The sequence below is a fragment of the Paenibacillus sp. FSL H8-0104 genome, assembly GCF_038050215.1.
GTDB classification, from domain to species: Bacteria; Bacillota; Bacilli; order Paenibacillales; family Paenibacillaceae; genus Paenibacillus; species Paenibacillus amylolyticus.
On the sequence record NZ_JBBOTC010000001.1, the window covers coordinates 2645785 to 2658143 of the forward strand.

General features: G+C 47.4%; 11 protein-coding genes. 10 read left to right on the forward strand and 1 reads right to left on the reverse strand.

Annotated features, from left to right (window positions below; genetic code table 11):
- The first annotated feature begins 12 nt into the window (after positions 1 to 12).
- Positions 13 to 219: a hypothetical protein gene (locus tag NST38_RS12000; RefSeq protein WP_133384357.1), complete on the forward strand. Its 207-nt coding sequence runs from the start codon at positions 13 to 15 to the stop codon at positions 217 to 219.
- 122 nt (positions 220 to 341) lie between these two features.
- On the opposite strand, the gene NST38_RS12005 is transcribed toward NST38_RS12000, so the two are convergent.
- The gene (locus NST38_RS12005) at positions 342 to 581 is read right to left on the reverse strand and encodes a hypothetical protein (RefSeq protein ID WP_074094612.1); all 240 of its coding nucleotides are present in this window, start codon (positions 579 to 581) and stop codon (positions 342 to 344) included.
- Positions 582 to 1003: 422 nt separating this feature from the next.
- On the opposite strand from NST38_RS12005, the gene NST38_RS12010 reads away from it, so the two are divergent.
- From NST38_RS12010 to NST38_RS12050, 9 genes are all read left to right on the forward strand, one after another.
- Entirely contained in the window at positions 1004 to 1324 is a 321-nt protein-coding gene (locus NST38_RS12010; protein ID WP_074094613.1) for a hypothetical protein, read from the forward strand.
- A gap of 54 nt (positions 1325 to 1378) precedes the next feature.
- Positions 1379 to 5383 carry a type VII secretion protein EssC gene (essC, locus tag NST38_RS12015; RefSeq protein WP_076249776.1) on the forward strand — a complete coding sequence of 1335 codons (4005 nt, stop codon included), beginning with the start codon at positions 1379 to 1381 and terminating at the stop codon, positions 5381 to 5383.
- 16 nt (positions 5384 to 5399) lie between these two features.
- Entirely contained in the window at positions 5400 to 6230 is an 831-nt protein-coding gene (locus tag NST38_RS12020) for a hypothetical protein (protein ID WP_047842537.1), read from the forward strand.
- A 6-nt stretch (positions 6231 to 6236) separates the two neighbouring features.
- Complete coding sequence (locus NST38_RS12025; RefSeq protein WP_076249775.1) at positions 6237 to 6785, forward strand: WXG100 family type VII secretion target; 549 nt, start codon at positions 6237 to 6239, stop codon at positions 6783 to 6785.
- A gap of 186 nt (positions 6786 to 6971) precedes the next feature.
- Entirely contained in the window at positions 6972 to 7247 is a 276-nt protein-coding gene (locus NST38_RS12030) for a WXG100 family type VII secretion target (protein ID WP_017689071.1), read from the forward strand.
- Positions 7248 to 7405: 158 nt separating this feature from the next.
- Positions 7406 to 9478: a hypothetical protein gene (locus NST38_RS12035; RefSeq protein WP_076249774.1), complete on the forward strand. Its 2073-nt coding sequence runs from the start codon at positions 7406 to 7408 to the stop codon at positions 9476 to 9478.
- A 34-nt stretch (positions 9479 to 9512) separates the two neighbouring features.
- Complete coding sequence (locus NST38_RS12040; RefSeq protein ID WP_017689069.1) at positions 9513 to 10265, forward strand: vWA domain-containing protein; 753 nt, start codon at positions 9513 to 9515, stop codon at positions 10263 to 10265.
- A 10-nt stretch (positions 10266 to 10275) separates the two neighbouring features.
- Positions 10276 to 11118 (forward strand): protein phosphatase 2C domain-containing protein, encoded by an 843-nt coding sequence (locus NST38_RS12045; protein WP_076249773.1) that lies wholly within the window; start codon positions 10276 to 10278, stop codon positions 11116 to 11118.
- 411 nt (positions 11119 to 11529) lie between these two features.
- The gene (locus NST38_RS12050; protein ID WP_017689067.1) at positions 11530 to 12336 is read left to right on the forward strand and encodes an SDR family oxidoreductase; all 807 of its coding nucleotides are present in this window, start codon (positions 11530 to 11532) and stop codon (positions 12334 to 12336) included.
- Positions 12337 to 12359 lie beyond the last annotated feature (23 nt).

Consider the following 12359-nt stretch of genomic DNA (forward strand, 5'->3'; position numbering starts at 1 on the left):
ATCTGGTTATTTATGGATACACGGAAGAATCGATCCGTAAATCCAATGGCAAAGGGGCTTAAATTCATGTCCATTGACCGCTTTATTCTGAGGAAACTGAATACCTGTCAGGAAGAACATACACGTGCCAATTTGGTTCGGCTGTTTGTCATTCGTATTCGTAAAGCCGAGATTGCGGAAGAACATGATGCCGCCTATGTCCTGAGCAAACTGCACTGAGCGATGGCTGATAATAATTGCGAGCCGCTGTTAACGGGTATACAACTCAAAAAAGGAAGCTTGTCTATAACGACAGCTTCCTTTTTCATGTCTTGTAATGGATGTGTTTTGGTTGACTCCTTTTAATATAAAGATAAAGCAAGAGAGTCGTTTTCACTTCGACTGTGGAGAATGGCTTCTCCATTAACAATCTCAATACTAATTAAAGAATGCAGACATTTTTGAATGGCGCGTTTACCGTTGCTAATTTTATGCTCAAGAGCACTGCTAAGCAATCTTAATGTCTTCTGCATAGGTTGTTTGTTTTCTTGATTAAAATATACAGGGATTGATTTGTTTTGAAAGGTTATTAGGGTTCTCACTTGAAATCACCTCACGGTTGTTATTTCATACAGCTAATATTAAATTCCAATGCTTAAAATTACCTTAAAATCAGCTTATGAAAACATAAAGGTGGGTAATGTTTGAAAAGTGTTCACAATTCAATTGTGAGCGAAGGAATAAAAGTCCTGAAAAACGTAACTTAATTACCATTTAAATGGAACAAAAAACTAAAGTTTTCGTATCCTCGCAATAATTAATTGCATAACTGCCACGAAAGTTCTGAGTCGAATGTACGATATTTTAATATATACGTGGGTCATATGTAACAAAATTACAGGTGGTACATTGCAAACAGGGTGTTTATGTAAGAAAATAGGGTTGATATAACGATTCATTCTCTTTTTTTTGATTTAATCTGACATTAGGACAATTTACATATGAGACCATGGGAGGGATTCGGATGATTCTAACCGTGTATTCCGGCCGCGAGGAAGGAGAATGGTTCGACATCGATGTTCCGGACGAATGTACCATTGAACATTTGAAGACATTACTCGGCGTTCGCATTTTTGGACAGGCACCGGGAGACGGCATTCAGTACATCCTTGAAGCCAAGTTTCCGGAAGGTCTGTGGTTCTCTCCGCAGAACGCACAGCAGTTAATGGAAACAGGGCTGCGACAGGGCAGTTGCGTACGTGTTCAGCGGGCTTTTTCAACGACTTCGGAAGAAGCGCCTGTATATGGAAGACGTTCATTGTTTCAGCAGGACAGCAACGAATAGGGCTTTTGAACGTATACATTCATTATTGAACGAACTAAAGGAGGTCTTCTCTTCGTGAATGTGTTATATCAGCGTTCTCCAAGAATGACACCGGTTCTCAAGGAAGAGAGACTCGAAATACTCAGGCCTCCAACAGAACCGAGCAAACCCACGTTTTCCATGATATCCATTATTGTGCCGATCATGATGACTATGGTCAGCATTGGTTTCTACGTATATATCAATATGACCGGCAAAATGAATAACAGCAATTATATGATGTTTCAGATGATGACGGTCATGATGATGCTTACTTCTTACACCATTCCATTCTTCGTGTATCTGAGCAACAAGAAATCATATCGCAAAAAATTGGAAGAACGAAAAATAATGTATCTTGCCCAACTGGACAAACACCGGGAAGAACTGAAAGAAGCTCAGGCGGAGCAAGTGAAGAGCCTATACGAAATTCATGGTGATCCGGGTGTGTGTCTTCAAGTGGTGAAGAACCGGAACAGTTCCTTGTGGGAGCGTTCACCAGAGGATGATGATTTCCTTCAGGTGCGCATTGGCACGGGAGAGATTCCATTCCGCATCAAACTTCAGGTTCCGCGGATTGATGGTTACGAGAAGGATGAGCTGATTGAAGCGGCCCATGAACTTGCGGCTGAATTCCAGACGGTACCAGATGCTTCCATTACATTGCCTTTGTTCCAATCGAAGGTTATGGGACTTGTCGGTGATCGGGAGGAAGTGCTTGCTTCCCTGCGAGTCATCATCTCACAACTGACGGTACGCCATTCCCCGGATGAACTGAAGCTTGCTGCTTTCTATGAAGAAAAGGACAGCAAGGAATGGGACTGGCTTCGCTGGATGCCCCATATCTGGGATGAAGACCAAGGACAACGCTATATGGCCGACAGGCACAGCGGTGCGCATCAATTGGCGGACAGCTTGTTTTCCGTGTTGAATCGGCGTCGTAACAATAAGGAAGACCGCTACAAGAAAAGCGTACAAACTCCATGTTACGTTGTGATTCTCTCCGATACGCAATTGATTGAAGAAGAACCGTTACTTCCGCTGCTGCTGGAGTCGGCTCAGGACATTGATGTATGCACCATCATACTGGCTAATCGCAAGGAGTCTCTACCGATGCATTGTCAGTTGATTATGGATGCCTCGAAAGGCAAAGGGGTGTATATCAAAAAAACGGAAGATGCGGATGTTATTCAACAAACGTACAAGCCTGATGTGATCTCGAAGGAGATGGCAGAGGCGCTTTCCCGTTATATGTCACCGATCCGGTTAAAGCGTTCATCTGCTTCAGATATCCCGCAAGTGCTTCCGTTATTCGATATGCTGAGTACATCACGCGTGGAAGATCTGGATGTGGTGTCCAGGTGGGGACAGACGAGATATCCTGATACGCTGCCTGTACCAATGGGTGTACGAGCTGGCGGCAAAAAAATTGCGATAAACCTGCATGACAAAATTGAACGTCAGGGTCATGGTCCCCATGGTCTAATTGCAGGTACAACTGGTTCAGGTAAAAGTGAAGTCATCCAGTCCATCGTAGCTTCACTCGCTGCTGAATTCCATCCACATGATCTGGCCTTCATGCTGATTGACTATAAAGGTGGCGGTATGTCCAATACATTTGTTGATCTGCCTCATGTGGTAGGGACAATCACCAATCTGGATGGGAATCTGATCGAGCGGGCGAATATTTCACTTCGAGCCGAATTGGTCAGAAGGCAAAAAATATTAAATGATGCGGGAAACCTCCAGCATATTGATGAATATTACAAGATTCTGCGTTCCAGACATGAACAGCCACTGCCACATCTGGTTATTATCATTGACGAGTTTGCGCAATTGAAGCGGGACCAACCGGAGTTCATGGATGAATTGATCAGTATCGCGGCCATTGGCCGGACACTTGGGGTTCATCTAATTCTGGCAACCCAAAAGCCAGCTGGTGTTGTGGACGATAAAATATGGAGTAATTCGCGCTTCCGGATCTGCCTTCGTGTACAGAGTGAGGGAGATAGCAGGGATATGATCAAAATTCCAAATGCTGCCTGGATTACAAAGCCTGGTCGTGGATATTTCCAGGTTGGTAGTGATGAAGTGTTTGAAGAAATGCAATTCGCCTGGAGTGGTGCACCTTATAACCAGCAGGAGGATTCAACAACAGTTTTGCCTGTTATGGAAGTGCGCCTGAACGGTAAGCGGGAGCCTCTGTTAACTGGAGAGCGCAGAGCCGTCCTCAAAGGTGAAGATGTTCCGAAACAGCTTCAGGTATTTATTGATTATGTTGCGCAGTCTGCAGCGGATGCCGGTATCCGTCGTTTGCCAGGACCATGGTTGCCACCTTTACCAGAGACACTGGAATGGGAAGGTCTTCAGGACTGGCAGGAAGAAGAGAATCGGGATCTGCTGCTTGATGGCGGGGCGAATGGTCTGAAACCACTGGTTGGTTTGCTGGATGATCTCCCGAATCAGCGCCAACAACCGCTCGCATTGCCTGTGGATCAAGGACATCTGGTCGTGTACGGCATGCCAGGACTGGGCAAAACAACATTTGTTCAGACCTTGCTTATGTCTCTAGCCCGTTCCCACAGAACTGAGCCTTGGCATGGTTACATTATCGACATGGGCCGTATGATGAAGGATTTTGCAGCACTACCTCAAATCGGTGGCGTGATGATGGCTGAAGAGGAAGACCGGATCAAGCGGTTATTCCGTTATATTCTCAAGCTGTCAGCACAACGTAAAGATATCATCTCGGAGGCGGGGGTTAAAACGATTTCGGCGTACCGCCGGACAGCTCACGCGGCTGTCCCGCAGGTTGTGGTCGTTATCGATGGTTATCTTTCATTCCGCAATGCCTATCCGGAAGAAAATGAACTTCTGGAGACGATCCTGCGTGAAGGCGGAAGTCTGGGTATCACCTTTGTGCTCACCGCCAATCGGGTAACAGATGTATTTGAAAAATTCAGAAGCAATATTCCCAATGCGGTTTCATTTGAGTTATCCGATCCAAGCGATTATTATTATGCCGTGGGAAGACCTTCCAAGGCGCCAAGCCAACTTCCGCCAGGAAGAGGTCTGGTCAAAGGGCAAGTGCCTCCGTTAATGTTCCAGGCGGCATTACCTTCTTCAGGGGCAGATGAGGGCAAGCGTTCATCGGCACTGCGCCGTACGATTGCTGAGATTCGCCAAGGCTGGACAGGGGAAGAAGCGCCGCAGATTGCTCCACTTCCGGAAGAGATCAAACTCAAGGATCTGCTCATTCGGACAGGATCATATGGTCAGGCTTGGGATACATCGTCTGTAACTGTCCCTGTGGGACTGCTTACGGATGATCTGGAACCATTCGAGCTTAATCTGCGTGAAGGTCCGCATTTCATGGTAACGAGTCCGATGGAAGGCGGCAAAACGACATTTTTATTGACATGGATGTTATCACTGGCTTATCATGCTTCTCCGGAAGCTGTGCAAATATACACAGTAGATATGCGTTATGGATCAGGTGGGCTGGGGGAAATCAGCAGTTTGCCCCATGTCCGTGGACATGTATCGCGAGAAGAACAGCTTGCACCTGTCATTCAACAGTTGTACGATGAAGTTCTGAAAAGAGGCGAGATTTCCGGTGGACCGGAACTTGTGCTCGTCATCGACGATGCGGACACCTTGTCCAAGCAGCTAAACGATTTTAATGTAAAAGATCAATTGGGAGCGATTGTTCGTCAAGGAAGGGATCGCGGTGTACACGTGATTCTATCCGGAGTTCCGGCAGACTTCCCAACCTTTGGTTCTGACTGGGTAACGGATGTAAAGGCCTCCCAGAGTGGAATGCTGTTCGGGACTTTAGACCCTAACGATCTCTCGTTCTTCCGTATACCTTATTCCGAATCCGGAGGTAGTTCAGGTGGGCTGAAGGTACTGCCTCCGGGTCAAGGTTATTATGTAAAACGTAAATATTCCAGGGTTAAAGGTGCAGTTCCATGTGATGACAGCTGGAAAATGACCGATTGGATTTCTGAAATTCGTGACCGATGGCATGTTGTAGTTTGAGGGGAGGTGGCTCATAATGTTGACGGTTCATGATTCTAAGCAAAAGGTAGTCACGTTGCAAACAAAGGAACTTTTTTTCCTGGCTGGTATTCTCGGTTCAGACCGACTGCTTGGTGTGGAAGATCCGTTTCGCGGCTATATGGCGGAAGATATCGCGATGGAGTGGGAGCGTGTCAAAACCTCCCTGCTTGACAAAGGATATCTGATTCGGGATCAGGATACCGATGAGCTGATCATGACACCGACCGTTTTCTCCAGGGTAGCCATTGCCGGATTGTCCGACAGAGCTTGTTGGATTCGCTACACGATCAACGGCAAGTCGTATGAGAGTTATATACATTGCACGGATGAGCGGGTCGTTGAGGTTTCCCGTGTTGACGACGTACCGGACTCGTTCCGGCTCAGCGATCTGGGAAGTGTTCGTGAAGCCATTGATGTTCTGATAGAGCGGATGAAATGGAGCGGCCATTCTCCTGCGGAGAAACCGGCCCTAATGTGCTCCAAGAAAAAATTTTATGATGTCATGAATGAGCTCGAAAACAGCGGAGTACAGACCGTGGCAGCGGAACTCGAACAGGAGACAAGTGATCCTGAGGGCTCACTTGCACTGGCACGCTGTCTGGTGGGTAAGGAGTCAGACGGGGAGCTCAGGTTGCTTGTATGGAATGAAGACGGGTGGAAGTCGCAGTCGGCAGCATTTGCTGCAAGTGCGGTATCCAACTGGTTGTTCCGGATGAGCACTGCGGCTTCAGATGATTGGCTTGTTGCAGCACTAACGACTAGAGAACAGTTTCACGAGATGCTGCTGGACTGGCTTAAACAGCCTGCAGGGGAAGAGGAAAGGTGATGGTAAATGCGCATTCGTGTGGAACCGGATGTGCTTCGGGCACTGAGCAAGCAGATTCAGTATGCAGCGGAGCAAATACAGCAAAAGATGACAGTGTTGGATCAGGCGATTCATTCGCTGGAGTGGGAGGTTGAATCCCGCTCAGCGGTGATGAATGAATGGAATCACAGTAAACGACTGGGCGAGGATGCGCTGCGTCGATTAATGGACTTAAGCGTACAGCTGGGACGCAAAGCGTTGTTATTCCAGCAGGCAGACATGGAGTACCGTTCCGTGCTGAGTCATGTGAACACAGCCTATGGTAATGCGGTCAATATGCTGAATGTTCTTCAGAACAATCGTGCAGGAGAAATCATGCCTGCACATTCTGCAACTGTAGCTGTAGTATCCGATCCCCTTTCCGCAATGGCGGCCGTATATCGTGTACAGGATGCCGCTCCGCCTGATGGCTCCCCGGCTACACTGGTGCAGGCTATGCAGCCTGAGCCTGTAGCATGGAGATTCACAGATCCTTCCTTTCGGGGAAGAAGAGGGACCGAGCCTGTGGTTTCCTGAACAGGGTGAATGAAAGTAACAGCAGAAAGTGAATCTTTTTTTGTAAATAGGCTGTTAGGAGAAGTTTCAAGCACTGAAAATGGGGTAAATAGGATTAGGTCCTTCGGCTTTTGTCCGATCGATCCTGGTATAGTACAATTTGAACAAGTAAAAATTTAATTGCACAAACCAAGGAGGAATTTACAAATGGCAGGACGTATTTTAGTTACCCCAGAGCAGCTTGATCAGGTTTCCAACCAATTTAAACAAAGCGGTGAGCAAAGTCAGCAAATCGTATCTACATTGACTCAATCCATCACAAGCATGGAAGGACAATGGGAAGGTATGACAAAGCAACGCTTCTTCCAAGAGTTCCAAGAAGCTAGCAAACAAATGCAATCATTCGTTCAAACGCTGAACAGCATCAGCGCTGAACTTACAGCTATTGCTAACAAATTCCGTACAGCTGACCAAGCTCGTTAATCTGCTTTACATAGATCAGGCCGATGTGAAGTCTGAATTCGTCCTGAATTATAGGTGGATAGCAAGCTGAAGATGTACAACTACAGCAAAAACCGGGCGTTGTCACAACACCCGGTTTTTGCTGCAACTATGACACTAGGATAGAGAGAGGGATAAGCATGTCTTTTCAACCAAATCCCGGGGATGAAGTGGTGATTAACGACATTGCCTATACGATTGGGCAACATCCGGCAGCGCCGGGTCTGGCTTATGCCCAAGCCGGAAGGCAGGGGATTGTTTATCAGTTGTTACCCCGAAATGGTTCCATTCATGGGGCTAAAGCACTAAAAGTCTTTTTTCCTAAATTCCGTATTCCGGCTATGGTGTATCAGTCTGAGCATATGGAGTCTTATAGTGAACTGCCAGGTTTGCAGGTATGCAAGCGTGATGTGCTCACTCCGGAAAGAAACGGAGCGCTCATTGGAAAACATCCCGATCTGTTATATGCGGTGTTGATGCCATGGGTGCAAGGTCAGACCTGGTTCGATGTGATCAGTGATCAGAGACAGTTGACGGCTGAGGAGAGCCTGAAGCTGGCTAGAGCGCTTGCTGGAACAGGTTCGGCTATGGAACAACGTGGACTGGCTCATTGCGATATGTCCGCTCCCAATGTAATGATTCCGTTTTTTTCCGAAGTGGAGAACCTGGGGAAGATGTCTGCGGTAGAACTTGTGGATGTCGAGCAGATGTACGGTTCCAAGATGGATCGTCCGGATGCCCTGCTTGCGGGGTCACCCGGTTATGCAGCCCATCGAACAGTGCACAGCGGTTTGTGGAGTTCATATGCTGACCGATTTGCCGGAGCTGTTATCATTGCTGAAATGTTAAGCTGGTCGGACCCTGTGATTGTAGAGAAGGCCTGGGGCGAAAGCTATTTTGATCAGCATGAAATGCAAACGGTAAGTGAACGGTATTATGCGATGCGGGAGTCCCTTGGGAAGCGTTGGGGTTCCAAACTGTCCGATCTGTTTATTCGAGCTTGGGAAAGTCACGATCTGAGCAGTTGTCCGACGTTTGGTGAGTGGTATGTTGCATTGGCTGCGGTAGACGTGGATCAGGCCAATGCGGCGGCTGCGACATCGGAAGAAAAAGCTGCCAATCCGTCCGAAGCTGATGTGAATCTGAAAAAGAGCTCAGAACCAGTAAGTGAACCGGTGAATACACAAGACGGGAACCGTCCCCAAACGCCTCACTCTCCCGATCAGGAAGCGGTTGTGAACCGTCTGTTCCTGCAAGCAAGAGCCCTTGAGGATGAAGATAAACCGGCTGCAGCACTGGAAGTGTACCGTTCGCTTTATCATTTTATTCCTCATAACAGCGCGATGCAGATGGAAGTCGAGGCTGCAATCAAGGAACTGGATGCAAAGCTTAATCCAAAAGAAGACACAGACAAGCCCGTACCTGTGCCATTCTACAGATCCAAAAAGTTCATGATTTCCTCCGCTGTGCTTATTGTATTGCTGGCAGGTGGCGTGCCAACGGTCAAAATACTCGCCGATCAGGCAGAGGTGAAACAGAAAGAACAGCAGGAAGCCACACGACTGGCAGATATCAAAGCTGCGGAAGAGGCTGAAGCAGCAAAGGCAGCTGCGCTCAAACAGCAGGAAGAGCAAGAGAAGCAAAAGGCCGCAGATGCTGCGAAACTGGACGCAGAGGAAAAGAAAAAGCTTGCTGAAGCCAAGCAGAAGGCAGCTGAAGCAAAGAAAAAAGAAGAAGAACGTAAGGCGTTACAGGCCAAGTACGACAAACAGGCGAAATATGAGGCCTTTCTGGTGAAGCAGGAACAGCAGAAGAAAGAAGCTGCTAAGAGAGCGCAGCAGGAGAAGTATGATAAACAGGCAAAATATGAAGCTTATCAGGTCTGGAAAAAAGAGAATGATGCGAAGCTTGCAAAACAGGAAGCGGAGCGTAAAGCGGCAGCTGAAGTTAAACGTCAACAGGAGATTGCTCAGAAAGCAGCTCTGAAGAAAAAACGTGCCCAGAATGTGGTCACGCTGATTGCTCATTACAATAAGACGTATAACGCGCAAAAAGGCAGAAAAATTGAAAATGCGGAATCGTATGCCCGTGATTTCAAAAATCTCTACAATACCGATGCTTCCTATTTCAAAGGTGTCGGCAAAGTGGCCGCTCGAATGAGCGCCATTAACAAATTCCTGAGCAACAATAGCTACACGTTGCCTAACTTATAAATAACACGTGAATGATGGAGGTGACTCACCCTAGATGAACTACACGATTCAAGCATCACAGCGTACACCTGCACTTATTATATATTTAATTGATATTAGCGCCTCCATGAATATGGTTCTGGAAAATCGTCGACGGATTGACGTCGTCTATGATGCCTTATCTCTCGCGATCCGCCAAATGGTGTTTCGGTCTACCAAGGGAAATCGTCTGACACCTCGCTATCGTATAGCCATATTGGCTTACAGCGATGATGTATATGACTTGTTGAACGGAATCAAAGGGATTGACGAAATCGCTGCAGTTGGTTCTTTGCCTGACCTGACTCCGAGACGATTTTCAGATTCTGCGAAGGCTTTCCTGCAGGCGGAAAAGATTCTACAGGCCGAAATTCCGAATATGCAGGATTGTCCTGCGCCACTTGTATGCCACATGACGGATGGGGTAGCCACAGGTGAAGATCCCGAGCCTATCGCGAAAAGAATCATGGGTATGAGTGTACCTGACGGGAATGTGCTGGTGGAGAATATTTTTATATCGGATCATCTGCTGGAAGGCCCAATTGCTGAACCTAGAAGATGGAAGGGAATCTCTTCGGAAACGAATCTACAGGATGAGCATGGAGAGAAGCTACGGAACATGTCATCCGTCCTACCCGAAAGTTATCGGGAAATGCTTGTTGAAGCTGATTATTTGCTTGCACCCGGTGCACTCATGATGCTGCCAGGTACATGTGCAGAATTGGTATCAATCGGGTTCCAGATGTCCGCTGCTACGCCTGTGAGATAGGAGGGGAATCATGAGAGCGATGCGTTTGGCAACATTGTCTGCTGGAGATAAGGGGGGCCATGCCGAGCAACGGCATGGCAACTTTCGCTATGTGAGTGTACAGACCGGGGAACAGCCGCTAACTCGCTATCAGGGCACGATTAAGTGCAGATATGGTTATGGCAGAGCGGCTGAGACGGTACATCAGGGAGATACAGGACAGGACTTTGCTGCGGTACGTATGAAAGGAAATGTCTGCAATTTTGTATTGTGTGATGGGGTAGGCATGAGTTATCTGGGTGATTTTGCAGCGCGTTTTCTGGGGAATGCCTTACTGGATTGGCTGGAAACGACGCAGCATCCGACGGAGGATGCCGTGGAGCGTCTTCTTCATGACCTCACCCTTCCGGCATCCGAGCAACTGGAGAAATTACAGCCACTGGAAAGTTCCCCTTTGTTGCTGCGTGAAGTGTTGATGGAAAAGCGAAGTCGGGGCAGTCAAGCCATGTATGTATGTGGACGGATTGAGCTTACGGGAGGCGGTCGCAAAAGTCGGGTGTGGCTTGCGTGGCAAGGAGATTCGCGTATTCGTCTGTGGCGTAATGGTCAGGAACAGTCTGAATTATTTCAGACTCACTGCAAGACAAATGAGCGTTGGTCTACACTTGAAGGACCTGTTGGTGGTAAGCCGCACATCTGCGAGATGAAAGGGTCCGCAGGAGATTCACTGCGTCTACAGTTATATACGGATGGACTGAACGACCTGGATGCCATTCAAGCCTATATCCCGGATGAACACATTCAGGTACTGCTGGATGCTACACATACGGGCGGACTTGAAGATGATGCCGCTTTCATTGAGCTGGAATGGTGAGTGCCAGTTACAAAGTTGTGGACCGATCCTGATGTTGCTGTGACAGCGGCGAAGATCAACTGTGAAAAAACTTGTTGGTGTTGATTTAAAAGACACTCTTTTTGGGTAATCTTGTGAAGAATTGATTTTAAGTGCGTGTTCAAAAAGGTCGGTTTTCAGTACCAAGAAGATGGGATAAAGCTAGAAATGGAGTAGTGGAGCCTAGATAGAGCTACGTGAGCAACCGCAATGTTTCCGAAGGAAACAACCTTCGTGAGCCCACACTTATTTCGGCTGAATTCCATATTCGATGCTGATGGTGCCGTTAGGCACCTTTCGTAATCAAAAGCGGACTTTTTGAACAACCTCTTTAATGATGAGCTTAAACGTACATTCTTACATAATTGCTAAAATGAAGGAGTGGGATGGATAATGACACAACATAACGGAAAGTCGCGGTTCCAAGGCAAGGTCGCGATTATTACCGGAGCAGGCTCCGGTATCGGGAAAGCCACTGCGGTCAAGCTGGCTAAAGAGGGTGCACATGTTGCATTGTTTGATCTGGTGAATGATCGGATCTCGGAAACAGAAGCAGAGATTAATGCGCTGCACCCTGGTGCGGCAAGAGCATTTGATGTAGATATTTCCGACCCGGCACGTGTGGAAAAGGCTGTACTGGAAACCGTTGAGTTATTCGGCGGTTTGGATATTGTTTTTGCCAATGCGGGCATTAACGGTGTATCGGCACCCATTGAGGAAATTCAGGTTGAAGATTGGCAACAGATTATTACAACCAACTTGAATGGTACATTTTTCACGATTAAATATGCATTGCCTCACGTGAAAAAACGGGGTGGTGGCAGTATTATCATTACGAGTTCCATCAACGGCAATCAACGCTTCTCAAGCTTTGGCATGTCGGCGTACAGCACGTCGAAGGCAGGACAGGTTGCTTTTGCCAAGATGGCTGCGCTTGAACTGGCGAAGTTCAAGATACGTGTGAACGTGATCTGTCCAGGAGCGATTGCGACAAATATCGATCAAAGTACGGTCAAAACGGATGATCTACAACAGATCATTATTCCGATGGAGTTCCCGGAAGGACAGCAACCGCTTGCGGACGGGCCGGGTCAGCCGGAACATGTTGCCGATCTGGTAAGCTTCCTTGCATCGTCCGAATCCAGACATATTACCGGAGCAGAGATCGTGATTGATGGTGCAGAATCATTGCTCAGCTAAGTGAGCATTCTGGATAAATTTCA